General features: G+C 37.9%; 26 protein-coding genes. 9 read left to right on the forward strand and 17 right to left on the reverse strand.

Features of this window, described 5'->3' with window-relative positions:
- Positions 1-81: 81 nt before the first annotated feature.
- From LT090_RS03285 to rpsU, 4 genes are all read right to left on the reverse strand, one after another.
- Positions 82-453: a VOC family protein gene (locus LT090_RS03285; RefSeq protein ID WP_068544699.1), complete on the reverse strand. Its 372-nt coding sequence runs from the start codon at positions 451-453 to the stop codon at positions 82-84.
- A gap of 29 nt (positions 454-482) precedes the next feature.
- Entirely contained in the window at positions 483-1,271 is a 789-nt protein-coding gene (locus LT090_RS03290; protein WP_068544696.1) for a hypothetical protein, read from the reverse strand.
- Positions 1,272-1,433: 162 nt separating this feature from the next.
- Positions 1,434-1,880 carry a GatB/YqeY domain-containing protein gene (locus LT090_RS03295; RefSeq protein WP_068544695.1) on the reverse strand — a complete coding sequence of 149 codons (447 nt, stop codon included), beginning with the start codon at positions 1,878-1,880 and terminating at the stop codon, positions 1,434-1,436.
- A 27-nt stretch (positions 1,881-1,907) separates the two neighbouring features.
- A complete protein-coding gene (gene rpsU, locus LT090_RS03300) occupies positions 1,908-2,123 on the reverse strand; it encodes a 30S ribosomal protein S21 (RefSeq protein WP_068544693.1) in 216 nt (71 codons plus the stop codon).
- Positions 2,124-2,326: 203 nt separating this feature from the next.
- Between rpsU and tsaD the strand changes: the two genes are divergently transcribed.
- The gene (tsaD, locus tag LT090_RS03305; RefSeq protein WP_068544691.1) at positions 2,327-3,352 is read left to right on the forward strand and encodes a tRNA (adenosine(37)-N6)-threonylcarbamoyltransferase complex transferase subunit TsaD; all 1,026 of its coding nucleotides are present in this window, start codon (positions 2,327-2,329) and stop codon (positions 3,350-3,352) included.
- A 100-nt stretch (positions 3,353-3,452) separates the two neighbouring features.
- On the opposite strand, the gene plsY is transcribed toward tsaD, so the two are convergent.
- Positions 3,453-4,037, reverse strand: a complete 585-nt coding sequence (gene plsY / locus LT090_RS03310) for a glycerol-3-phosphate 1-O-acyltransferase PlsY (RefSeq protein WP_068544688.1) — start codon at positions 4,035-4,037, stop codon at positions 3,453-3,455.
- 185 nt (positions 4,038-4,222) lie between these two features.
- Here plsY and folB point away from each other — a divergent pair, with 185 nt between their 5' ends.
- The 3 genes from folB (at position 4,223) to LT090_RS03325 (ending at position 5,970) form a co-directional block, all read left to right on the forward strand.
- A complete protein-coding gene (gene folB, locus LT090_RS03315) occupies positions 4,223-4,591 on the forward strand; it encodes a dihydroneopterin aldolase (protein ID WP_068544686.1) in 369 nt (122 codons plus the stop codon).
- Entirely contained in the window at positions 4,591-5,094 is a 504-nt protein-coding gene (gene folK / locus LT090_RS03320) for a 2-amino-4-hydroxy-6-hydroxymethyldihydropteridine diphosphokinase (RefSeq protein WP_068544684.1), read from the forward strand. Before folB ends, folK begins: the two co-directional genes overlap by 1 nt.
- A gap of 78 nt (positions 5,095-5,172) precedes the next feature.
- Positions 5,173-5,970: an undecaprenyl-diphosphate phosphatase gene (locus LT090_RS03325; protein WP_068544682.1), complete on the forward strand. Its 798-nt coding sequence runs from the start codon at positions 5,173-5,175 to the stop codon at positions 5,968-5,970.
- Between the two features lie 27 nt (positions 5,971-5,997).
- Here LT090_RS03325 and LT090_RS03330 read toward each other — a convergent pair whose 3' ends face one another.
- The gene (locus LT090_RS03330; RefSeq protein WP_068544680.1) at positions 5,998-7,251 is read right to left on the reverse strand and encodes a multifunctional CCA addition/repair protein; all 1,254 of its coding nucleotides are present in this window, start codon (positions 7,249-7,251) and stop codon (positions 5,998-6,000) included.
- Positions 7,252-7,453: 202 nt separating this feature from the next.
- Here LT090_RS03330 and LT090_RS03335 point away from each other — a divergent pair, with 202 nt between their 5' ends.
- The 4 genes from LT090_RS03335 to LT090_RS03350 all read left to right on the forward strand — a co-directional run bounded on the left by LT090_RS03335 (position 7,454) and on the right by LT090_RS03350 (position 12,402).
- Positions 7,454-9,052 (forward strand): AAA family ATPase, encoded by a 1,599-nt coding sequence (locus tag LT090_RS03335; protein WP_068544678.1) that lies wholly within the window; start codon positions 7,454-7,456, stop codon positions 9,050-9,052.
- Positions 9,052-10,041, forward strand: coding sequence for a general secretion pathway protein GspB (locus LT090_RS03340; RefSeq protein WP_068544676.1), 990 nt, complete (start codon positions 9,052-9,054; stop codon positions 10,039-10,041). Before LT090_RS03335 ends, LT090_RS03340 begins: the two co-directional genes overlap by 1 nt.
- Before the next feature lie 117 nt (positions 10,042-10,158).
- The gene (locus tag LT090_RS03345) at positions 10,159-11,325 is read left to right on the forward strand and encodes a nucleotide sugar dehydrogenase (RefSeq protein WP_068544674.1); all 1,167 of its coding nucleotides are present in this window, start codon (positions 10,159-10,161) and stop codon (positions 11,323-11,325) included.
- Between the two features lie 45 nt (positions 11,326-11,370).
- Positions 11,371-12,402 carry an NAD-dependent epimerase gene (locus LT090_RS03350; RefSeq protein WP_068544672.1) on the forward strand — a complete coding sequence of 344 codons (1,032 nt, stop codon included), beginning with the start codon at positions 11,371-11,373 and terminating at the stop codon, positions 12,400-12,402.
- Between the two features lie 96 nt (positions 12,403-12,498).
- On the opposite strand, the gene leuD is transcribed toward LT090_RS03350, so the two are convergent.
- The 8 genes from leuD to LT090_RS03390 form a co-directional block, all read right to left on the reverse strand.
- Positions 12,499-13,095 carry a 3-isopropylmalate dehydratase small subunit gene (gene leuD / locus LT090_RS03355; RefSeq protein ID WP_068544670.1) on the reverse strand — a complete coding sequence of 199 codons (597 nt, stop codon included), beginning with the start codon at positions 13,093-13,095 and terminating at the stop codon, positions 12,499-12,501.
- A gap of 9 nt (positions 13,096-13,104) precedes the next feature.
- Positions 13,105-14,499 carry a 3-isopropylmalate dehydratase large subunit gene (leuC, locus tag LT090_RS03360; protein ID WP_068544668.1) on the reverse strand — a complete coding sequence of 465 codons (1,395 nt, stop codon included), beginning with the start codon at positions 14,497-14,499 and terminating at the stop codon, positions 13,105-13,107.
- Positions 14,500-14,508: 9 nt separating this feature from the next.
- Positions 14,509-15,594 (reverse strand): 3-isopropylmalate dehydrogenase, encoded by a 1,086-nt coding sequence (gene leuB, locus LT090_RS03365; RefSeq protein WP_068544666.1) that lies wholly within the window; start codon positions 15,592-15,594, stop codon positions 14,509-14,511.
- Positions 15,595-15,599: 5 nt separating this feature from the next.
- Positions 15,600-17,174 (reverse strand): 2-isopropylmalate synthase, encoded by a 1,575-nt coding sequence (gene leuA / locus LT090_RS03370; protein WP_068544664.1) that lies wholly within the window; start codon positions 17,172-17,174, stop codon positions 15,600-15,602.
- A 332-nt stretch (positions 17,175-17,506) separates the two neighbouring features.
- The gene (locus LT090_RS03375; RefSeq protein ID WP_226996517.1) at positions 17,507-18,547 is read right to left on the reverse strand and encodes a CDP-glycerol glycerophosphotransferase family protein; all 1,041 of its coding nucleotides are present in this window, start codon (positions 18,545-18,547) and stop codon (positions 17,507-17,509) included.
- Positions 18,547-20,082, reverse strand: a complete 1,536-nt coding sequence (locus LT090_RS03380) for a capsule assembly Wzi family protein (protein ID WP_082897028.1) — start codon at positions 20,080-20,082, stop codon at positions 18,547-18,549. Before LT090_RS03380 ends, LT090_RS03375 begins: the two co-directional genes overlap by 1 nt.
- Before the next feature lie 29 nt (positions 20,083-20,111).
- Positions 20,112-21,158, reverse strand: a complete 1,047-nt coding sequence (locus tag LT090_RS03385) for a CDP-glycerol glycerophosphotransferase family protein (RefSeq protein ID WP_082897027.1) — start codon at positions 21,156-21,158, stop codon at positions 20,112-20,114.
- A gap of 173 nt (positions 21,159-21,331) precedes the next feature.
- Positions 21,332-21,934 carry a TIGR04211 family SH3 domain-containing protein gene (locus tag LT090_RS03390; RefSeq protein ID WP_068544658.1) on the reverse strand — a complete coding sequence of 201 codons (603 nt, stop codon included), beginning with the start codon at positions 21,932-21,934 and terminating at the stop codon, positions 21,332-21,334.
- A 218-nt stretch (positions 21,935-22,152) separates the two neighbouring features.
- Here LT090_RS03390 and LT090_RS03395 point away from each other — a divergent pair, with 218 nt between their 5' ends.
- Entirely contained in the window at positions 22,153-23,658 is a 1,506-nt protein-coding gene (locus LT090_RS03395; RefSeq protein ID WP_068544656.1) for a CYTH domain-containing protein, read from the forward strand.
- 43 nt (positions 23,659-23,701) lie between these two features.
- Here the strand turns inward: LT090_RS03395 and LT090_RS03400 are convergent, their stop codons facing one another.
- The 3 genes from LT090_RS03400 to LT090_RS03410 all read right to left on the reverse strand — a co-directional run bounded on the left by LT090_RS03400 (position 23,702) and on the right by LT090_RS03410 (position 25,292).
- Positions 23,702-24,172: a potassium channel family protein gene (locus tag LT090_RS03400; protein ID WP_068544654.1), complete on the reverse strand. Its 471-nt coding sequence runs from the start codon at positions 24,170-24,172 to the stop codon at positions 23,702-23,704.
- A 150-nt stretch (positions 24,173-24,322) separates the two neighbouring features.
- A complete protein-coding gene (locus tag LT090_RS03405; RefSeq protein WP_068544652.1) occupies positions 24,323-24,646 on the reverse strand; it encodes a hypothetical protein in 324 nt (107 codons plus the stop codon).
- Between the two features lies 1 nt (position 24,647).
- Positions 24,648-25,292, reverse strand: coding sequence for a hypothetical protein (locus LT090_RS03410; protein WP_068544650.1), 645 nt, complete (start codon positions 25,290-25,292; stop codon positions 24,648-24,650).
- Positions 25,293-25,299: the final 7 nt, after the last annotated feature.

Raw genomic sequence — 25,299 nt, forward strand, 5'->3', positions numbered from 1 at the left:
TAAACCAGAAAATAAGAGTTATTGAACATCTGCTCAACTATATCAGATGACAAAGTAATACAAAACAGATGTTTTGCATTGCTAGACATGTTGATCAAATAAAATCATGTTGCCATCTGGATCTTTAATTGAAAAACTTGCTGGTCCGTTTTCGCTGTTGATAGATTGGTGTGCGATTTCTATTCCTTGCTGTTCGAAATCTTGCTTTAAGTTTCTCACATCTGCAAAGTTATCGATGCTGTTTGCATCTTGATCCCAACCCGGATTAAAGGTCATTATATTGTTATCAAACATTCCTTGAAATAGGCCAATATTAGTATTGCCGTTTTTCAGGATAAGAAAGTTTTGTTTGATATCTCCGGCGTAAATTTTAAAGCCGATTTGCTCATAAAACGCTAATGACTTTTTAATGTCTTTTACCGTTAAACTGATTGAGAAACACCCTAATTCCATAATTTTCTCCTTTGAAGAAAGTACGTTTTTTAACTCGTACTATTTTTGTTTTCTTGTTTGAGTAACTCTAGTAAATTTTTTGCAGACATAATGACTAAGTTATAATCAAATAGTCGATAATCAATTTGCGCAATATGAAAATTCAAATCCTGCTCAATAGATTTATATCTCGAAAGGTTGCTCAATTGCTGACTTATATCGTCATTACTGAATTCTACTGGGCATGTTTTAGGCAAATGGGTTACTGAAATATTGGGCGTTATATAGGTTCGTTGGTCACCACATTTGTCTTTAATCTTGTTTTGAACAAATGCTGAGATATAACTACGAATGCCAGTTCGATAGTTTGAATCAATATCAAAAATAGAGCTTATTGATGAATTAGTACTGTGGTAGTTTACGATGGCTTTTCTTACATTGACGTTAGGTAGTCTGCTAATGGTGCCGTTATTCAAAAGCTCATCATAAGTAGAGCGGGCAAATGCCCCTGTGGTTATTTGTGTTGCTTGATACATTTTGATAATAAAATCGCTATCTTTGTTTTGATTATCATTCTGTATTGCCAATAAGGTATTTTCAGAAAACTGTTTTGTGACTAAAAAATAGTCGCGAGAAGCTTCCATTATCGCGATATCTTCATTTAAGTCGTCAATTAATCGTTGATAATACACGGTGAGGCTATTTTCAAATTTTCTTTGCTCGTTCCATTCGGTAACTTGCAAGCCCAAAAATATCCCAGTGACTACAACGAGTAGATCAAGAAATACGGCAAACCAATTTTGTTCTTTTATATGTTTGCTAAAGCGACGAAGAATCATTTAAAACCCAAAAATAACTAATTATCATTTAGTTAAGCACAGTTTGAGTAAATTACATTATGAATTTTTCGATTTTCGATGTGATGTACGTTTTAGTAAATATAAAAAAACCGTACATTCTTTCGAAAGTACGGTTTTTAATAATATTTTACGAATTGTAAATTAAGAGTTCAGTGCAGCTCTTACCTGACCACTTACTTGGCCCATATCGGCTTTGCCTTGCATTTGCGGCTTAAGAACACCCATCACTTTACCCATATCTGCCATAGATGCAGCACCGGTAGAAGCAATAGCATCGCTAATTAATTGCGATATTTCTTCAGCAGTTAACGCTTGTGGAAGAAATTCTTCCAACACACTTATTTCAGCTGATTCAGCAGCGGCTAATTCGTCACGTCCACCTTGGGTGTACATGGCAACAGATTCTTTGCGCTGTTTAATCATTTTAGTGATTAAGGCTAAGATGTCTGTCTCAGACATTTCTGTCTGACTGTCAATTTTCACTTGCTTAATAGCTGACAAGGCCATGCGTATAACGCCAAGACGAGGTTTGTCTTTGGCACGCATGGCTGTCTTCATTTCTTCGTTGAGTTGGTCAAACAAACTCATAACTAATATTTAAATTTAATTAAATGATTAGTATAAACGAACGCGACGAGCGTTCTCGCGAGAAACTTTTTTAGCGTGACGCTTAACAGCGGCAGCTTTCTTACGCTTACGTTCCCAAGTTGGTTTTTCGAAAGATTCGCGACGACGAACTTCAGAAAGGATACCTGCTTTTTCACATGAACGTTTAAAACGACGTAATGCTACGTCAAACGGTTCGTTTTCTCTTACTTTAATTACTGGCATTTTTGCCCTCACCTCTAGTGAATACTGCGATACTTGGTAAAATTTAACCAAGCCGATTAAAATTGGTGCAGCATTTTAATCTGAACGATGCAGCGATGTAAAGTTTTAAATAGCTTTTTATTGAAAACTTGTGGTTAAAATTTGTATCTGGCGCTATGATCCATTTAAATTCCCTTATTAATTATAGTTTGAGCCATCAATTTATGCGTATTTTAGGTATAGAAACCTCATGTGATGAAACTGGCATCGCCATTTATGATGAAGAAAAAGGCATATTAGCCCATCGATTATACTCTCAAATCGAAGTTCATGCCGATTATGGTGGTGTTGTACCAGAATTAGCGTCACGTGATCATGTCCGTAAAACAATCCCGCTTATCCAAGAAGCGCTTACTGAAGCAGGATTAACACCGAGCGATTTAGACGGTGTTGCTTATACTGCAGGACCTGGACTTGTCGGTGCTCTGCTTGTTGGTTGTTCTATTGGACGTTCACTTGCTTATGGTTGGGACTTACCTGCGGTACCCGTTCATCATATGGAAGGGCATTTATTAGCCCCAATGCTTGAAGATGATGTACCTGAATTTCCATTTGTGGCATTACTGGTCTCAGGTGGACATACAATGTTGGTTAGAGTAAATGGTATTGGCGAGTATGAATTACTCGGTGAGTCAGTCGATGATGCGGCTGGTGAGGCGTTTGATAAAACGGCCAAACTTTTAGGGCTTGATTACCCTGGTGGACCTGTTTTGGCTAAAATGGCAGAAGACGGTACTCCCGGTCGATTTAAATTTCCTCGTCCTATGACTAACCGTCCAGGTTTAGATTTTAGTTTTTCAGGATTAAAAACCTTTGCTGCCAATACAGTCCGAGCAGAAGATGATAGTGAGCAGACTAAAGCTGATATTGCCTATGCCTTTCAAGACGCTGTTATTGATACCTTAGCGATAAAATGTAAAAGAGCGCTTGAGCAATGTGGCTTAAATCGCTTAGTAATTGCCGGCGGTGTTAGTGCGAATACCGCGCTGCGTGAAAAGCTTGCTGCTGTAATGAAAAAGCTCAATGGTCAAGTTTATTATCCACGACCAGAATATTGCACAGACAATGGCGCAATGATTGCATTTGCTGGAATGCAGCGACTAAAATCTGGCGTTCATGAACAATTAACATTTAAGGCTAACCCGCGTTGGTCACTTGATTCACTTGAGTCAGTCAATGTGAATAATTAGAAACAATGAGTTTATGTTTAATCTTTATGTTTAATAACGAAAAAGCCCGAATAAATTATTCGGGCTTTTTCATTTGTGAGTATTGAGGCATAAAATAACTTTAGCTACTCAACTTATCCTCTGTACCTTTTACCAATCTTTTTATATTGCTGCGATGTTTAAATAGTATCAATAATGACAACATGGTTACTGAGTTTGTATACAAAGGTTTAAGCAACCAGGTATAAACTGGCGCTAGAGAAACCGTTACAATCGCCGCCAATGATGAATACTTTGTTACTTTTGCCACAATTATCCAGGTGGCAATTAATGCAAAGGCAAATCCCCAACTAATCGGAGCGAGCGCACCAAAGGCTGTAGCAACAGCTTTACCACCTTTAAAGCCAAAAAAGATCGGATGCATATGACCTAAGCAGGCTGCAATTGCAATAAAACCAAGATGCAATGGCTCAACGCCTAACTTAAATGCTCCATAAACAGGGATAGCGCCTTTAAGCATATCAAAAACGAGTACCGCAGCTGCGGTAGGCCTATCGCTCATTCTAAGGACGTTAGTCGCCCCCGGGTTTTTTGAACCTTGAGTTCTTGGATCAGGTAAACCACGTAACTTACAAATTAAAATCGCACTAGAAATAGAGCCAAAGAAATAGGCAGCAATAGCAATGTTAACGGTTAATAACAGCAAAACGGCCCCTTTTATTGGTAATGATTAATTTGATTCTTTGACTATTATACTAGTATAAATTGCCGGTTTTACGTGCAATTTCAATCTTTTGCCATTCTATCAGCCATTCTAGTGGTTTTTCCACAGACAAATGGGGTAAAATCGTGCAAATTTAGAATTTTTACTGTGAATTGGCCACTTTTATTATGGATGTAGTATTTATTGAAGGTTTGAATGTGCAAACCACCATTGGTTATTACGAATGGGAAAAGAAAATTAAGCAATTGTTAGTGTTTGATTTGCAAATGGGTACTGATATTCGCAGCGCTGCGAGTGGTGACGAACTAGCCAAAACATTAGATTATGCTGAAATATCAACCTTGATTGATGATTTCTCCAATGCCAATCCAGTTGATTTGATTGAAACATTGGCAGAACGACTCGCCGCTCACTTAATGAATGAATATGGTATTAAGTGGTTACGTTTAAAAATTTCTAAGCCAACAGCGGTAAAAGAAGCCAGTGCTGTCGGCGTCATTATCGAACGTGGTACTAAACAGTCGGATTGTTGTTAATGGCACAAGTTTATATTTCCATAGGCAGTAACATTGAACGTGAACAGCAAATTGTATTTGCCGTAAATTCATTGCTACAAGAATTTGCCAATGTCATTTTGTCTTCTGTTTATGAGTGTGCACCGGTCGGGTTTATCGGTGATAACTTTTATAATCTAGTCGCACTTGTAGAAACGGATAAGTCGCCTAAATATATTGGTGAACTGTTAAAGAAATTAGAAAAACAACATGGTCGAGTCGATTTCTCTAAAAAATACAGTGCCCGAAAAATGGATTTAGACATACTGCTTTATGATGATCTGATCATCGATGAGCCAGTACAAGTCCCTCGTGATGAAATCCCTAAAAATGCCTACGTATTAAAACCGTTAGCCGAAATAGCTGCCGATTTAATTCATCCTGTAATAAATAAAACCTATCAGCAGTTATGGCAAGAGTACGACCAAAGCAAACAAGCGATTGCAAAAATTGAATTTCAATGGCCTGCAAATTTAGAGGTATAGTCTAAGCTCAGCATTAAACGCTTCAAAACCAAGATAACTTGTTAATAATAAAAACAAAATGCAATTTTAAGGAATAAAATGTCAACCATCGAAACTATTATATTAGCGCTGATACAGGGCTTAACAGAGTTTTTACCAATATCAAGTTCGGCGCATTTAATATTACCGTCTCAGTTACTTGGTTGGGTTGACCAAGGTTTAGCCTTTGATGTCGCAGTACACGTTGGAACCTTGCTTGCAGTCATGATTTACTTTCGCCAAGAAGTATCTTCAATGTTTGTTGCTTGGGGCAATTCAATAGTTAAGAAACAGCACAATCAAGACAGTAAATTGGCCTGGTGGATTATTTTTGCCACCATTCCGGCAGGATTGTTCGGTTTACTCGGTAAAGATTTTATTGAAGATAACTTGCGCTCAGCCGCTGTTATCGCCTTAACCACAATTGTATTTGGTTTGTTGCTAGGTTTTGTCGATAAAACCTCTAAACAAAATAAAACCATCGACAGTTTAGGTTTTAAAGGGGCAATGTATATTGGTTTAGCACAAGCTGTCGCATTAATTCCTGGCACATCACGTTCAGGTATCACCATGACTATGGGCTTAATGTTAGGGTTAAGTCGAGACGCAGCAGCTCGTTTTTCATTTTTATTGTCTATTCCTGCAATCGCAATGGCAGGCAGTTATTTAACGTTAAAACTTATTCTCGAAGCAAACGGTGTCGATTGGGAAGCAATTGCATTAGGTGCTTCAATTGCATTTATTAGCGCTTACGCGTGTATTCATTACTTTTTGATTTTGCTTGATAAAGTAGGGATGATGCCTTTTGTAATTTACCGCTTAGTACTAGGCGCATTCTTAATTTGGTTTATTGTTTAAAACCTTAGTTAGAAGTTAAGGAAAGCGTTACTCCGTTAACTGCGCCTTTATCGATTCAATAATAACCAGTTTTTCGTTATCAATAGCCGCTTTAATTGCTTTGCCCTGAAGGCCTTGTTCAACAAACACTTTAGGGCTTATTTGCTTACATTCTTTGACTACGTCGCGTAAATAACTGGCTTGTGGATAGGGTGTTTTCTCATTGCCTTTTCGACCGCGATGATCCGCTTCACAGGTCAGTAAAAACAGTTCAAAGTCTTCGGGTCTGCGCCACACATCTAATTTATTCAATAGTGTCAGCACAGTACTGGCTTTTAAGTCAAATGCTCGATGACAATGCAAATGAAATTCACACACTAATAAACACAATCGTTTGATTTGATTAGGTACTTTGAATGAGTCGCATATATGACGAACTAAAGGCAACCCTGATTTTTCATGACCATGATGTTTAGGCCAGTATTTTTCTGCGGTTAAACCTTTACCTAAGTCATGACATAAAGCGGCAAAACGCGGGGCGATATGCTCAGAAAGTAAGGCAGCTTGTTCAAGTACCATTAAGGTATGAATACCACTATCTATTTCACCATGATGTTGCTCAGGGTTTGGCACGCCCCACAATTTATCTAAACTAGGCCATAACGCTTTTAAGGCACCGGTTGCTCTTAGAATTTCAATAAACACACTTGGACTTGGTTCAAGCAGAGCCCGAGAAAACTCTTTATAAATTCTATCGGCGGTTAAGTCGTTTAATTCACCATTGTTTACCATTTCGCTCATTAAAGACATGGTTTCGTCGGCGACGTTAAAACCTAAATAATGATATCTTGCGGCAAAGCGCGCTACTCGTAACACTCGTAATGGGTCTTCGCTAAATGCCGCAGATACGTGGCGTAATAACCGATCTTTTAAATCTTGTTGGCCATTGTATGGATCGATAATATTACCGTTTGAATCCATAGCCATTGCATTGACAGTTAGATCTCGACGTAGCAGGTCTTCTTCAATGGTGACATCTGGCTCTGCGTAACAAACAAAGCCTGTGTAGCCTTTACCTTGTTTGCGCTCTGTACGCGCCAGTGCGTATTCTTCTTTAGTTTGAGGGTGTAAAAAAACAGGGAAGTCTTTGCCAACTTGAACAAAACCTAAATCTAACATTTTTTGCTCGGTCGCTCCGACAACCAAATAGTCTCGTTCGACTATTTGACGCTCTAGTAAAGAGTCGCGCACGGCGCCGCCAACCAAGTAAATATTTAAATCTTGCAAAGAGTTGCTTGTCATTTATGTTGCCATTTTAATTACTGAAAACTAGGTTGTTAAGGATCAAGCCATTAACAGCCTGTTATTTGAATACAATGTAAATCGCACTGTAAAAAATATAATTGTATATGAAAAAGATTGTTTTAAATAGCATGGTTTTTTGACATATCACAGCTAAAATAGTAGTTTCAGCGATGAGTTAACTTAAAAATTTAAAGTACCTATGTATAACGGCTACACCGAATATTTTGGCCTTAGTGATATTCCATTTTCTATCGCACCTAATCCACGCTATTTGTTTATGAGTGCAAGGCATAAAGAAGCCTTGGCTCACTTAACTTATGGTCTTGGTGATGTGGGAGGCTTTGCCTTGTTAACTGGTGAAGTTGGTACAGGTAAAACCACAGTCTCTAAATGTTTGTTAAAAGAATTACCAGAGAACACGCAAGCTGCATTTATCGTCAACCCAACATTATCGGCAATTGAATTGTTAGCCACAGTATGTGATGAGCTACACGTTGATTACGATAGTGAAAAAGCGACACTTAAGCAGTTAACCGATTTAATTTTAAATAAACTATTAGAGAATCATCAACAAGGTAAACATACCTTATTGATTATTGACGAAGCACAGCACTTACAACCGCAAGTATTGGAACAATTGCGTTTGCTGACTAATTTAGAAACTGATACGAAAAAGCTGTTACAAGTTATTTTAATTGGCCAACCTGAATTACAAGAATTGTTAAAGCGCAAAGATTTGCGACAATTGGCGCAACGTATAACCGCTCGATATCACCTTATGCCACTCAATAAAAATGAGGTAAAGGCCTATATTGCGCATCGCTTAAATGTTGCTGGCGCAACTGAAACGATATTTAAAAACTCCGCAATCAACCAGATCCATAAGTTATCTCAAGGCATCCCTAGGCTGATCAACTTATTGTGTGATAGAGCCTTGCTTGGCGCTTTTGCAAAGGAAAAGAAGTTGGTCGATAGCGCCATAGTAAATTTGGCCGCTCGTGAAACTCTTGGAACTATTGATGCTGCTGAAAGCCGCTTAAGGACATCACTTAAAGCCATTGCACTTAGTATCGCGCTACTAAGTGCAAGTGTCGCTGGTGTGTATTTCGGTCAGCAACAGTTACAAGTTAATCAAGGCAAGTTATTGGCTCTTAAAAATGCTTCTTTGCAAGCAAAGGCGAAACACGAAGCAAAGAAATTAAATAACATTCCAAACCGTTTAATTAACCAATCTCGTGATTTCAGCCAAGGTTTTTCGCAGTTATTTAAGCATAGAAAAATAGCATGGCAAGCGAATGAGCAACCGTGTCAGGCAGCGTTAAATTTTGATCTACAGTGTTATTGGTATCAAGGCTCAATGCAAGGTTTACTTGATTTGGGCTACCCAGCATTGTTGCGCTTTAACGACAATAAAAATCAATATTATTACGCCACCTTGACGAGCGTTAATGGCAATAAAATTGAATTGCAATTAAATGGTAACAGTTACTGGATCAGTAAAAATTTGTTTGAGCAGCAATATCAAGGTAGCGCTGCAATTTTATGGCAACCGCCTGCGGGGTTTATCGACGTCATAGATGAAAATAGCTCGATTGAATTAGTGCAATGGCTTGAGCAAAAGTTAAGCACCATTCAGCAAAGGCCAATGCGAGAGATGAGCAAGTTTGACGCATTACTTGCCAATCAAGTGAAACAGTTTCAACAGCGAAATCAACTCGCAGCAGATAATGGGGTCAATAGCTTAACCGTTATTCGACTATCCAATGAGCAGCGTCTGCAAGCAGCGAGGAATAATTAATGTCTTATATTCTTGATGCCCTAAAGAAGTCAGAGCAGGAATCAAAGGTTGAGCTTAGTGATGAATTTAATTCTTCTTTAACTAGCGAAGATCAAAATGGTAAACAAGGGAACTATTGGCTGCAAATCTTTATTGTCTTGCTACTAATCATTATAGCGGCAACGAGCGGATTTTTGATAGGGGGAGGCTACCAAGCGAATATTATCAATCAAAAAGTTGTCCAATTTGAACAGCCTAAGTTTGATGATATTGGCGATGAAGAGTTAGCATTAGTTCTGGTCAATCAGCAGCAAGTAAACCAAGCCTCTACAGATCAAAGTGAAGATAATGACGCTGAACAAAACTCGGTAGAAAACTATTTTGATCAGCCTGAAAACTACAATAACGCCGTCATTGCATTGAGAAAAGCTGAGTTTGAACTTGAACAGCAAACGTTATTAGCAGAGCAACAGCAACTTGATTTGGCTGAGCAGCAGCGAATGCAAATGCAAATTCAAATGTTGATGAGTGAATACTCACAACTACCAACGGCTAATAACAATCGCAGTGCTAATAATAATGTAAACAACTCTCAAGACATAGTCGAGAATCAAGACCAAGAGTTAAACTTAACTTTAAACGAAGATGATTTAGAGGGCATTTCACCAGAATTGTTAAAAGCATTTCAATCCGCAATATCGGACACTCAAGGTTCTACTAAGCAAGACAAAGTAGAGCTGATGAATGCTAACTCAAGTTTAGATGAAGGGCAGGTAAAACCGTTAACGCAGATGCCAAAATGGTTACAAGATTCTGTACCGCCGTTGCACTTTTCATTGCATATGTACAGCTCTGATCAAGCGAGTAGTTGGTTGCGCCTTAATGACACTGATTATTACACTGGTTCAATTACCAATGACGGGTTGATTATTGAGTCAATATTACCGCAAAAAGTTATACTGCAATATCAAGGTCAACGTTTTAGTTTACCAGCGTTATCGACTTGGTAAATAAATCATTATTAGATGTAAATATTAATAGTGATTTATTAGTATTTTTCTTTTTTTGCTTTTGTGCATAAAGATTGATGATATACTTAAGGCTTTCAATTATATGAATTTAATTTTATGAAAATTGCTATTGTTGGTACCGGCTATGTTGGTTTGTCTAATGCGATGTTGCTAGCGCAACACAATGAAGTTGTTGCAGTCGATATTGTTCTAGAAAAAGTTGAAATGCTGAACAATAAAATGTCGCCAATAGTCGACAGTGAGATAACCGAATTTTTGAGAAAAGATAGTTTAAACTTTAAAGCGACAGTTGACAAAAATGAAGCCTTTCAAGACGCCAATTACATCGTTATAGCAACCCCTACTGATTACGATCCAATCACCAATTATTTTAATACTTCTTCAGTTGAGTCTGTAATTGCAGATGTCATTAAAATTAATCCAAATGCTGTGATGGTAATTAAGTCGACAGTACCGGTAGGTTATACAGAAGACATCCGCAAAAAATTTGACAATGAAAATATTATATTTTCTCCCGAATTTTTAAGAGAAGGAAAAGCGCTGTACGACAATCTACATCCATCAAGGATTATTGTTGGTGAAGAGTCTAGTAGAGCAAAGCAGTTCGCTGCTTTGTTAATGCAAGGTGCAGTAAAGGAAAACATTGAGACACTTTACACTAATTCAACAGAAGCAGAAGCGGTTAAATTATTTTCGAACACTTATTTAGCTATGCGCGTCGCCTATTTTAATGAGTTAGATTCTTATGCTGAAGCTCATGGGTTAGATTCTAAACAAGTAATAGAAGGTGTTGGCTTAGACCCGCGTATCGGCAATCACTACAACAACCCTTCTTTTGGTTATGGTGGTTACTGTTTACCAAAGGACACCAAACAATTAAGAGCCAATTATAAAGATGTTCCGAATAATATAATTAGCGCTATCGTTGATGCTAATACCACTCGAAAAGATTTTATTGCAGATTCTATCATTGCTAAACAACCTAAGGTGGTTGGTATATTCCGTTTAATTATGAAATCCGGTTCGGACAATTTTAGAGCTTCTTCGATCCAAGGAATTATGAAAAGAATTAAAGCTAAAGGCATTGAAGTAGTTATATATGAACCGGTGTTAGAAGAAGATGATTTCTTCCATTCAAAGGTTTACCGTGACTTAGTCGAATTCAAAAAAATATCAGATGTTATTGTCTCTAACCGAATGGATAGTGAGCTCAGTGATGTTGCTGATAAAGTATATACTCGTGATTTATTTGGCTCAGATTAAAAGTAATTATTCTCCAATTAAAGACAAGAGAAGAAGGGTTGTATTATGAAGTATTTAGTAACTGGTGCGGCTGGTTTTATTGGTTTTTATGTTGCGCAGCGATTATGTGAACAGGGACATACTGTTGTAGGTTTAGATAACTTAAACGACTATTATGACGTTAACCTTAAGCATGCTCGCTTAGATATTTTAAAGCAATACTCTGATGAGGGAGAATCGACTAAGGGCACATTTGAGTTTGTAAAGATAGATTTAGCAAATAGAGAAGGGATAGCTGAATTATTTTCAGCGCAAAAATTTGAAAGAGTAATTCATCTCGCCGCTCAAGCTGGCGTGCGATATTCAATTGAAAACCCTCTTGCTTATGCGGATTCAAATTTAATTGGCCATCTAACTATTTTAGAAGGCTGTCGTCATAATAATATTCAACATTTAGTTTATGCATCAAGTTCATCAGTATATGGCTTGAATACTAAAGTCCCTTTCTCTACAGGGGATAGTGTTGATCACCCTGTATCACTATATGCGGCAACGAAAAAATCAAATGAGTTAATGGCTCATACATACTCCCATTTATATGATATTCCAACTACAGGTTTACGCTTTTTCACTGTCTATGGCCCTTGGGGACGCCCAGATATGGCTCCGATGTTATTTGCTGATGCAATAACTGCAGGGCGAGCGATAAAAGTGTTTAATCATGGTGATATGCGCCGTGATTTTACTTATATTGACGATATTGTTGAAGGCATTATACGAATTCAAGATGTCGTTCCTACAAAAAACACTGAATGGACAGTAGAGCATGCCTCTGCTGCTAAAAGTTCTGCACCATATAGTATTTATAATATTGGTAACGGCAATCCGGTTAAATTATTAGATTTTATTGAGTCAATGGAAGATTCGCTAGGCGTTAAAGCTGAAAAAACATTGATGCCGATGCAGCCAGGTGATGTTTACCAAACATATGCGGAAGTAGAAGATTTATATAAAGTGACAGGGCATAAAGCAACAGTTGCCATTGATGAAGGTGTGGCGAACTTTGTCGCTTGGTATAAAGAATTCTACAAAAAGTAAAAATCATGAAAAAGTAAAGATAAATAGCAAACACAGTTTTAAACTGGGCCTCTATTTATCTTTTTAATAAAGAACTAAAACTTTATTTAGTTATATTTATTGCCAAGCAGGTAATGATTGCTCAAATTCAGCTATTTCATCAGCAATTTGCAATGTCCAACCAACGGCATCAACTCCATTTTCCAAACAATATTTTTGGAATGCGGTTAATTCAAAAGGATATTGTTCGCTGCCATTGATCACTTTCATATTAATAAGATCCACGGTTAATTCTAATGGACCTGAATCGGCTTGTTTAAACAGTTGGTCAATGATCTCTTCATCTAATGTCACTGGTACCACACCTATATTGATGCAGTTACCGAAAAAGATATCGGCAAAGCTAGAAGCAATCACCACTTTGAAACCAAATTCTTGAATAGCCCATGGTGCGTGTTCACGAGATGAACCACAGCCAAAGTTTTCACGAGCCATTAATATACTTACACCTTTGTACTTTTCGTCATTTAGAATGAAGCTTGGATCAGGTTGTAGACCATCATCATCAAGAAAACGCCAATCGTGAAATAGATGTTGTGCAAAGCCAGTGCGCGTCGTTTTTTGTAAAAACTGTTTTGGGATAATTTGATCGGTATCGATATTTGCACGATCAAAAGGAACGACAGTACCTGTATGTTGGTTAAATTTTTCCATGATATTCTCCTAAACCTTTGGCTCGGTGAAGTGGCCGGCAATTGCCGCTGCAGCCGCTATAGCAGGGCTCACTAGGTGAGTTCTTGCTCCTCGACCTTGTCGACCTTCAAAGTTACGGTTACTGGTTGATGCACAACGATCACCTTGACCTAATTTGTCATCGTTCATGCCTAAACACATAGAACAACCCGGCAAGCGCCATTCAAAACCAGCGTCGATAAACATTTGTGACAAACCTTCTTCTTCGGCCTGTTTTTTAACTCGATAAGAACCTGGTACAACAATAGCAGTAACAGAGTCAGCAACTTTTTTACCTTTTACTACCTGAGCAGCTACTCGCAGGTCTTCAATACGAGAATTGGTGCAAGAGCCAATAAACACATTATTAATGGCAATATCTTCTATTTGAGTGCCCGGAGTTAAATCCATATATTTTAATGCATTAACACAAGACTCTCGTTCTACCGCATCACTGAAATCGTCTGGTGAAGGAACGACAGAATCAATAGCCGTAACTTGTCCTGGGTTTGTGCCCCAGGTTACCTGTGGTTTAATACTTTCAGCCGTTACTTCAACCGTTTTATCAAAAACAGCGCCTTCATCAGTAGCAAGCGTTTGCCAATCATTTACCGCTTGTAAAAATACATCGCCTTTAGGAGCAAATTCTTTGTCTTTTAGATAATCAAAGGTCGTATGATCTGGAGCAATTAATCCGGCTTTAGCGCCAAACTCAATACTCATGTTACATACGGTCATGCGCTCTTCCATTGTTAATTTGCGGATTGCATCACCAGAATATTCAATTACATAGCCTGTGGCTCCCGCATGACCTATTTTACCTATGATAGCGAGAATAATATCTTTCGCACTGATACCGACATTCGCTTCACCATTAACTACAACGTGCATAGTCTTTGCTTTATTTTGACGTAGCGTTTGCGTCGCCAATACATGTTCAACTTCTGAGGTACCAATACCAAATGCAAGAGCACCGAACGCGCCGTGGGTAGCAGTATGAGAATCACCACAAACGATGGTTTGGCCAGGTAGAGTAAGACCAAGTTCAGGACCAATTACATGGACAATACCTTGGTTTTTATGACCCATACCAAAAAGCTCTACACCAAAGTCCTTACAATTTTGCTCTAATGTTTTAAGTTGGTTTGCGGCATTTTCACCGGCTGCATCAATGTCACAAGATTTGGTAGAAATATTATGATCCATTGTTGCAATGGTGCGTTTTGGACTATGCACCGGGCGGTTATGAAACTTCAAGTTTGCAAACGCTTGTGGTGAAGTAACTTCGTGAACCAAATGGCGGTCGATAAAGATAAGCGGTGTTTCACCTGCTTTATCTTGGATTAAATGTCGATTCCATAATTTTTCGTATAATGTCTGAGCCATTTTCTACCCTTACTTAATAATCTGTGCGCAAATATAATCACCAACTTCAGTGGTTGATTTTGCTTTATGTCTTTGATCGGCTGGTAATAAGTCTGCTGTAAGCACATTGCTATCAAGAGCATCTGCTACCGCGGCCTCAATTGCTGTTGCTGCAGCATCTTCATTAAGGCTATAACGCAGCATTAGTGCCGCCGATAATATTTGTGCGATTGGATTTGCGATACCTTGGCCAGCAATATCAGGTGCCGAACCGCCTGCAGGTTCATACATACCAAATCCTGAAGAGTTTAAGCTTGCTGAAGGTAACATACCCATTGAGCCGGTGATCATCGCACAAATATCAGATAAGATATCGCCAAATAGGTTAGGACAAAGCATTACATCAAATTGATTTGGGTCACGAACTAGCTGCATCGCAGCATTATCCACGTATAAGTGTTCGTAGCTTACATCGGGATATTCTACAGCCACTTCTTCCACCACTTGACGCCAAAGTATACTGGTTGCTAATACGTTTGCCTTATCAACAGAGGTCACTTTATTGTCACGTTTTTGAGCCGCCTGAAAAGCTAAATGGGCGATTCGTTTTACTTCTGCTCGTGAATACAACATAGTATCAAAACCTGTTTCTTCTTCACCTTCGCCTTTGCGACCTTTTGGCTGGCCAAAGTAAATATCACCGGTTAGCTCTCGTATTACTAATACATCAAAACCTTGTTCGGAAATATCAGCCCTTAACGTAGATAACGATGATAATGCTGGCTGCAAAGTAGCAGGGCGCATATTACAAAATAAATCAAAATGGCCACGTAACCCTAACAATGCACAGCGTTCAGGTTGCTCTGTCGGTGGCAAATTAGCCCACTTTGGTCCACCAACGCTACCGAATAAAATAGCGTCGCTGGCAATACAACCTTCGAGTGTTTCTTGTGGTAGTGCATTACCATGATTATCAATGGCTAAACCACCGACATCATAATCTTTAGTATTGATTTCAATATCAAATTTACTTGCGACGGCTGCTAATACTTTCTTAGCTTCTACCATTACTTCAGGGCCAATGCCATCGCCGGCTAGTACTGCTATGTTTGCCATTTGTTCTAAACTCCGTGAATTTTTTGTTGATCTGCTTGTTGTTCGGCTTGTTGTTTTAGCTGTGCAACTTTTTGTGCTCTTGCAATTGCATTTAATGCACTAATTAATGCTTTCCCTGATGCTTCAATGACATCAGTTTCAATGCCGTAACCATGAAATTTACGACCTTGATAGTTCACAACTAGGTCGGCTTGACCTAAGCCATCTTCGCCTTCACCTTTATTGGAAATTTTGTAGTCTGAAACTTCAAAATCAATATCAACCGCTTGTTTAATGGCTTGATACAAGGCATCAACTGGACCGTTACCGGTAGCCGATTGAATTTTAACTTCGTCATTGCAGGCTAATTTAATACTGGCAGTAGAGAACTCACCACCACCAGAATGAACACTTAAATATTCAATTCTATATGTATCGCTTTCGCCTTGCTGTTGTTTGTTATATAAAAGCGCCTCTAAATCATCGTCAAAAACTTGGCCTTTTTTATCAGCAAGTTGTAAAAAGTCTTGATACAACTCTTCCAAGTCAAAGTCTGATTCTTTGTAACCTAACTCGCCCATGCGATGTTTAATGACATGACGGCCACTACGAGAGGTTAAGTTTAATTTTGTTTTACTGATACCGACACTTTCTGGCGTCATAATTTCATAGGTATTAGCACTTTTTAACATACCATCTTGGTGTATACCTGATGAATGACTAAACGCATTTGAGCCGACTATTGCCTTGTTTGCTTGTACTGGCATGTTGCAAATTTGACTAACAAGCTTTGACGTTCGAGCAATTTCCTTGTGATTGATGTTAGTGCGAAGGCCTAAATAATCTGCACGAGTTTGCATGATCATGGCAACTTCTTCTAACGAACAATTACCTGCGCGCTCTCCTATACCATTAATAGTACACTCAATCTGACGAGCGCCGGCTTGAACCGCGGCAATAGAGTTAGCAACACTTAGGCCTAAGTCATTGTGACAATGGACAGAAATAACTGCTTGGTCAATATTAGGGACACGATTAAATAGATCGGTAATGATGCCGTTAAATTCGGTTGGAATGGTATAGCCTACCGTATCTGGGATATTGATAGTCGTTGCACCGGCCTTAATTGCAGACTCAACCATGCGACATAAATTATCTTTCGGGGTACGCCCAGCATCTTCACAGGAAAATTCAACATCGTCAGTAAATTTTCGAGCAAATTTAACCGCATCAACTGCCATATTAAGAACGTCATCAAATCCACGTTTTAACTTTTGCTCTACGTGCACATCTGAGGTTGATATAAAAGTATGAATTCTGAATGCTTCGGCAACGCTCATTGCATCTGCACACGATTGAATATCAGCTTTTACAGCTCTTGATAATCCACACACTCGACTCGTCTTAAGAGTTTTTGCGATCGTTTGCACCGACTCAAAGTCACCAGGCGAAGAAACCGGAAAGCCAACTTCCATTATATCGACACCTAAACGCTCAATCGCTAATGCAATTTGCAGTTTTTCATGTACCGAAAGACTAGCCATTAGCGCCTGTTCACCATCACGTAATGTGGTATCAAAAATTTTAACTGTATTGTCCATAGCGTAATCCTATCTGTGGCACTTATCTTTCGATTTTTAGCAATAAAAAAACCCGCATATATCATGCGGGTTTCGGTAATTCTATTATTTTATTTTAAACAATTGAAAAACGCCCGCTACATGAAACTAGCAGGAGGTTAAGTAAAATATGTTGTTTAAAAATGTTAGTCATAAATAATTATTCTGTTTAGTTGAATTTTTATTTCCTAGAGCAATCAACCTAACAGTAAGATTTTTATCAAAGGCTGTCAATAGATGAAAAGCAATAAGTTATATATTTTTCTTTCTGCAGCAGTGTTTATAGAGATTTTTCAATTATCTTTGATTAAATTTTAAAACTTCCAGTAATTTAACGATTTTCGCATCTTGAACTGACGGATTATATCCAGTTTCTTAGGTGCGAATTTATCTTTGTTTTGATAATAAAGATCAACGGCATCTAGAACTCGATAAGAAGACTTACCATCATCATATGGGTGATTATCACTGATAAACTTATCGATATGTGTTAGCAGAGATTGTGGTCTTGTTAATGCTGTTTGAATTGACTGTTCAAGTAATTCTGGGTCGTCAATATCGATTAAATGCGGGCCAGGATTTATATTTTTAAAGGTAACTACCGGTTTTCTTAATAATAAAAAACTAATCAGAATTGAAGACGTATCGCAAACCATCACATCAGCTCGTTTTAACAACGGATTGGTGTCCGAAGTGTCACAAAATTCTAAATTTTCAGATTGGATTGATTTGTACTTTTCAATGGTTTCTTTATTCATTTTAGGGTGAAACTGTATTAACCAATGCCAGTCGCCTTTTTGACTCAACTGTTTAATAGTCGAAAATAAATGCGGCGCACAGGTTAAGTATTTAGAAAATGTCGAACACAACAATATCGTTGGTTTTTCATTTTTAGGTAAGGTTGCTGGAAATAAATCGTCTAGAGCACACCAGCCAGTTTCGGTCACTTGAAATTGTGGCGGACTTTTATGTAAGGCTTCAAAGTTTTTAGTTAAGTAAGGGCCTTGGGTACAAAACAGATCGAAACAATTTCTATCTTTGAAATGGTCGTTATTCCCTTTTTTATCTAGCTTGCCAGCGTCAAAGCCGTGAAAAATTGCAACATTTATCCCCGGCAAAAATGTCGGTGCGTTATTCGACGGGAAAAACTTTGCGTCAGGTTGAAATTTAATCAGTTCTTCTACTTCAGTTAAAACTTTATCTTCTTTTTCGAAATAGCTGTGGTCTACTTTGCCTCCCGGTGCAAACCAGCAGACTGTTCCACCTCTTGCTAAAATTGCATTTTGCAAAGGTCGAAGTATCGAAAAACCATAATTTTTAGTGATATAAAGAATGTATTTTTTTGTCATAGTCATTAAAGCGTAAATTCCACATCAAAATACAGTAGGACTTCATCGGTATCATCAATATCGTCTTCGAAACTAGAGCTGCTTATGTCGCTACCAACGGTATATTTAAACTTGCCTTTTCTAAGTTGATATTTACCTGAAAACATTAAGGAGTCTTCGGCTCTACTTGTTAATGGATGGCCTATATCTGGATTATCTGGTTCTTTATCTTTGTTATCGTAATTTAGTTTCAATAGTCTTACTTTGAATTCCCACGATTCCAAATTATCCATCTGTGAAACAAAACCTAAAACTATGCTTTCTGAATCATTGTCGTATAAATGACCAATTGTACGTTTTTTATAACGCATACCTGTTTGATAGATAAAGTGCTCATAAAAACAATTGCTCGATTTAAAATCATCACTGCCATCTTCTTCAACACTGCAGTCAAGTAACGTATCACTATATTCCAAATATGCTAACCAATTCATATCCGCCAAGGTGAAACGGGTTTCAACACCGTATAAGTCAACTGATTTAGCTATAGGGTTTAGTCCACCACCATCTGCATTACCATCTTCCGCCATTTTCTGCAGATAAACGCTAAAGGGTAAATCGAATGGGTTTGAATACCTTACGTCCCAACCGGCTAATTGATTACCTGGTTCATTTGCTAACCTATCTTCTTCACAACCGAATTCTTCTTCAGCACAATTATCATTTCCCATAAATACATCCAAAAATGTATCAAATCCTCCTGGTCTACCGTCACCATTCCACTGTGCCAAACGCGTGATGCCAAACTCTATCTTTGGTGTCAGTTTGACTGTACCTCTAAAGCCCCATAGCCAAGCATTTGGAACGTGTCGTTCCTCTTCTAATTGGCCCATAAAAGTTGTGGCAGTCCACGGAAATTGAATTTGATTAAAAAAAGGCATCACAAATGGATCAGAGGTTTTACGTGAGATTGCCAAGGTTGGAACTGGTCGAGCATTATTTGTCATCGCAAGATTGCTGTCCCAGCTACCTCCCCACCACCTATCGTACATACCCGCTGAAAAAACCCAGTTTCCTAGATAGCCCGCTATATAACTACCATCAAGTCGCGCATAATCGTCATCTAATGGATCTTCTACAACGCTTGCAGATAGCTTGGCTGAAACTCTCTCCCCCATAAAAGTAAAACTTCCACTTGCAACATTTCCATCTCGATATTCATCACCGAAGCTAGTAAATCTTTTTTCCGATGATGCGACGTTAAAGCGCAAAGAAGAGCGACTGTTAGTCGCTCTTCTTAAGTGTTGTTTTATGTGCCAATAAGCATTTTTACTTTCATCATCCAAATTTGTTTCGTCAATTTTTTTAAGGCCTCTAGACACATCAGCCCACATAATAGGGTAAGTTGTGAGAGGAATATTAAAATGACCTTTGTCTGCCAATAATTGAATATCGGACCGGAGAAATATATTGGAAGTATCAACCCAGGGTTCCGCTTTCGCCGCAGCAGAGGAAAGTGTAGAGAGTACTAAAAATTGGAAAATTATGTTTTTTATGTTCATTTAATGACCAAACTTACTAGTTATAAGTGTTATTGTAGTTCAGGAAATATACTTTTGATATGCTCTGCGGCTCTAAATCCGGCTTTGCCGTCAAGCTCATCAAACATGATTTTATTTGCTCTAGCACGTTGTTTTTCTTTTTGTTTTGGAGTTTCTAATGATACACGAATTGCCGCCATCAGTTCTTCTGCAGTGTCAATCTGAATACTAAAATCAGCTATCATCTGTTTCACTTCTTTTACTGTGCGTTTACCATCATCGACTTTGAACGTGATAATTGCTTTATCAAGTGCACAACATTCGGCCAGTATAGAACTAGTATCACCAATACATACATCAGAGATTTGAATGAAAGGAACAACGTCTGCACTATCAATAAAGTATACATTTGGTGTGTTTTGGATGGTTTGTTTTATCTTCGGATCAGTCCAAGGGTGGACTGTAACAAGTACGTTAAATTCATCTGTATAAGCGTCGAGTTTATCAAACCACACATCTACGGCAGCTACGCCTGAATCGTTCCAGGTTGCTGTGAACAAAAGTGTCTTTTTATTTTTATTTATTCCGATAGTTGTTTTTAACTTTTCGGTGTATTCAGTGGATTGCTCACCATTAAAAGCGGGATCTAATTTTGGAAAGCCAATTGCAAGTCCGCATTTTATCCCTACTTTTTCGGCTCTTTTAACTTCTGTAGAACTGGTCATGTAGAAATAATCGAGTAAATTATAGCCTTTGCTGTTAGCAAAAGGTTTAAAGGTATATGCGCCATGACGCATTCCTATTTTTATCATGCTGCTGACTGGGAATTTATAACCTGCTTGTCTACACATTATTACCGCTTTTGGAAAAGCAGGATACACCTTTGATTTTACGCCTATGGCTAATAGTTCTTGTTGTGCTTTTTTATCTTTGGCTAAAATTTTTAAAGGCGGTAAATGCTTTTGCACTTCAGAAAAAATCTGATAGTCCAAGGTGTTAGCACAATACAGCATGATCCCTTCAGTTTTATTAAAAAAATTGAGGACATTCCAAGTGATCGTGTACGGGACTTTTAGTAGATAATATGAAAGTACCATAATTTGATTATATTCCTAAGATGGTGAAAATACTTTTTCTCATTCGCTAATTAGACATCATTAAACCTAACAGTAAATCATAGTATTAAGTTTTTTTGTTTGTGTGGTTTGAATTATGCCAAATTACATAATAAAAACATTACTCTCTAGGTAGTGATTAGATTGTTATACGTTTAACTCCAAGAAGAATTACTATTACGACGACGAGTCATTGCCGGCAAGATCAAGCCCAAAATTAACCCAATCACCAATACAGAGGCACCATAAATAAAGTATGTTTTCTGAGTTTGGAAATCTTGGTCGTCTAATTGTTCGCTCACTTTTAAATGTTCAACACTTAATTCATCTTTCGCTTTGCTTAGCTCACTATATTGCTGTTTAGTTTCATTCAAGCTCGTTGTAGCACTAGCAAGCTCTTCTCTCAGTTGAGAAATTTGATTGTTTTTATCAGCGAGTTCGGCATTCAGTTCCACTAACGCCACTCGCATACCTGCACTGTCGTTTAGATAATTATTATCAATCCAGCCTTCGCGACCTTTATTATCTTTAACCTGCACATAACCGCGTTCAACAGCAGACAATACTTGCACTTCTTCACCAGCGTTAATCGAGCCTAAAATTCGATATTCAGTACCTGGGCCGGAATGAAAGTAAATAAATAAGTCATCACTGATAAAACCTGTTTTGTTTTCGCTTTGTTCTGCACTAACACCGAAACTAGTACCGAAGGAGAATATGAGTATGAAAATACCGAGAAGAGTTGCTAAAGTTTTCATTGGAAATCAAGGATCTTTTATCAAGTTAATATAATAAAGATATTAGGTGTTTGTATCACTGATAGCAAGATTTACGTCCTTTATAATCGTTAAAAATTGCCATTTTTTTGTGAAAAACTGATGTCATCTGCTGAAAAGAGACTTTTTTTATTGAAAGGGTAAACAAGCTTTTGTATTGTTAATATTCAATTTAATTAAAATGCGCCAATTTAAAATAAATGGACACAGAAATAGAACTGAAATATTTAGTTTTAGATAATGATATAGCCACTAAAATTAACTCCGCACTTGCGGAGCATAAAATTTCATATAAGCTCGCCCAAAAAAGCCTCACTAATATATATTTCGATACACCTGCTTTGGAATTACGAAAAGCCGATATTGGTTTGCGCATACGTGGTAATGCTGAAGGTCAATTGGAACAAACAATTAAGACCGCTGGCACTGTGGTTGGTGGCCTTCATCAACGTCCAGAATATAATGTTGATATCACTAGCAAAGAGCCTGACTTATCATTGTTTGCTAATGACATTTGGCCTGAAAAATTTGATGTGCAAGATGTACAAGAACAACTCGCACCGTTATTTGAAACTAATTTCAGTCGTAATACCTGGTTAATTGAATACGGCAAAGACACGCTTATTGAATTAGCATTTGATCAAGGCGAGATTGTTTCTAACAGTCAGTCTGAGATTATCAATGAAATTGAGCTTGAGTTAGTTCAAGGCCAGCGTTCGGCATTGTTTTCATTAGCTAAGTTATTATTTAGTTGTTTGACAATGCGACCTGGAACGCTAAGTAAGGCTGCACGAGGTTATGGCTTAGTATTTGGCCGAGTTGAGCCTCATATTAGCTCTGCTAGCACTGAATTAGGTTTAACCAGCCAAATGAGCGTAATGCAGTCTTTTAATGTTGGTTTTGCTGAATGTTTAGCGCAACTTCAACAGTTAATGAGCCAATTTGAACAATCGCCAAGTTTAAGCCGGTTGAAAGAAATATCTGATTGTTTAGCATTAACTCGACATGGTTTATGGTTATACGAAGAGTATTTACCATCGGGTGTTGCTAAATCGTTACGTAAGAAAATTAAAACCATACTGAAAGAGATTGTATGGGTAGAAACCGCTAAGCAAATTAAAGAGCTAACCAAGAAAACGGGCAACTACCGGAAAAAAATAGAAAACAGCCAATCCTTGTTGTCTCAATTAAAGCATGTGTTGGTCAAAATGCCGGATTTTGCTCAAGTCAGTGAGTTGCTACATAGTGAAAAATTTAATCTATTGCAGCTTGAAATGTTGGAGTTAGTGTTAACTGAATTTGACGAGCATGATGAGTTGCCGGCGTTAATGGACTTGGCTCCAAGTTGGTTGTCATTGAGCCTAGATGATTTATACAATAAGTTTACTAGCGATAAATTAATCGGTGCCGATACTTATCTAGATAATCATAATATAGTCATTCGCAGCTTATTAACTGGAAGTTGGTTTGGTAGCTTGTTTGTAAATAATGACAGAATGGAGTTTCGCGGTCCTTGGCTCGATATTCATCATGGTATTGATGAGCTAGAAACCTTGTTTGTATTAAAGTCTTACTTGGCGGATAGCGAAGACTCAGAATGCCAAAAGTTGATTAATTGGTTAGAGGACAAAGTAGAAAATTTACTCGGTGCAATTGAACACTCGCGTACTGCCGGCTTGTCACTGCAACCATATTGGCTAGCCTAATCTAATAAAAATATAATAGATTATTAGCCAAGATAACTATTGCTTAACCTTGTTTGGTTCGAGCAATAGTCTCAACTAACGAATCTACTTTTCTTTCAAGCAATTTATTTCGTTCAAGAATTTCAGCATTTTGCTTTCTTAATTCGCGATTACGCACATCAGTATTAGAGAAACTCATGATCGAGCGAACCACTTTTGTGGCAATAAAACCGATCAAACCAAAACCAATATAGAACATCATAGTTGCAATAACTCTACCACCTAAAGTAACTGGGTGATAATCACCGTAACCAACCGTACTTACTGTCATTTGCAGGGTCCACAAAGCATCACCAAAATTAGTGATATTGGCAGTTTTATCTTGAAGCTCATATTGCAACATCGCCCATGATGCCATAGACATGACGGCAAAAAGTACACACATAGCAACGAAAACAACAAAAGCATTATTGTAATTTTTGACGCCGAATTCATCGACATTATAGAAGCGGGTTTTTCGGATATACACAAACATTAATAGCACTCAAATCTTGTGGAGACTCGGCTATTCTATCTCAATCAGTAAGACAAACTCGTAACAAATTGTATTAATGTAATGTAAATAACTTCGCAAATTTATAAGGCTCAATAACGAGTTACATTAATAGGGAAGCTATCAGCATCTCTAATTTTTATCGACAAAGTCGACTAGCTCATCCATTAGTTTACGCTTGATCTCCAATTGACTCTCAACATCGATGCCGTATTTGTCTGCCAATATTTGGTAGTCATCTTGGCTTAAAGATACCGTAAGGCGAGGGCGTTTAGGTTTTTTATTGACGGGCAACCCTAAGATCATTCGAATTTGATCGGAAGGGCTTAAATTGGCTTCGACAGCAGCTTTACGAATTTCCTTTTGAACTTTTTCGTCCATATCGAAGGCCACTTGCACTGCTTTAACTGCCTTAACACTTGCAGACCACTTATCTGGCACTTTATATTTCGTCATATTAGCTTCCCGGGTAGTAATCTTTAATGTCAGTTGTTGGACGATAAAGGTTTAAAAAGACATCGGTATGACCATCTTCCCATACTTCAACATCGATTGAGTATTGGTCGTCTTGTCCAGTTAAACTGTATAATTCAAATGGTTCACCGGCACCTTCACCTTCATACTGTGAAGGTTTATTTTGACGGTGATCTGTGCGGTGAAAATAGCCGACTTTAGCGAATGTATCTTGTCGATATTGTTCGTTGAACCAACTTGATAAGGGATGACCTGTATCTTTGGTGGTGAGTATTGTTTGGCTACCTTCTTCAAATACATCACTGAATTCATCTAAATCAAAAATAGCTTCAACGTCTTGTTCAGATATTTTTCGAGATAATTTTAGTGAAATTTCATCATCAATATCTAAACACAAATACAATTGAATATTAGTATTGGTGGCTAATACCCATTCACAAATGCGATTAAATTCATATTCATAGGTATTGATTGCAGTGACTTGAAACTGCTCAGCTCTAAGCTCTTCAGGTAAAGCAAAACTATCGTCGAAGACAATAATATCGTTTACCAGTAAATCTTGTACTTGGTTTAGCTGGCGAATAGGTTTTTGTTCTTCTTTAGAGAACAGTTTTTTGAAAAAACTCATATCAAAT

The sequence above is a fragment of the Thalassotalea crassostreae genome (genome assembly GCF_001831495.1).
GTDB classification, from domain to species: Bacteria; Pseudomonadota; Gammaproteobacteria; order Enterobacterales; family Alteromonadaceae; genus Thalassotalea_A; species Thalassotalea_A crassostreae.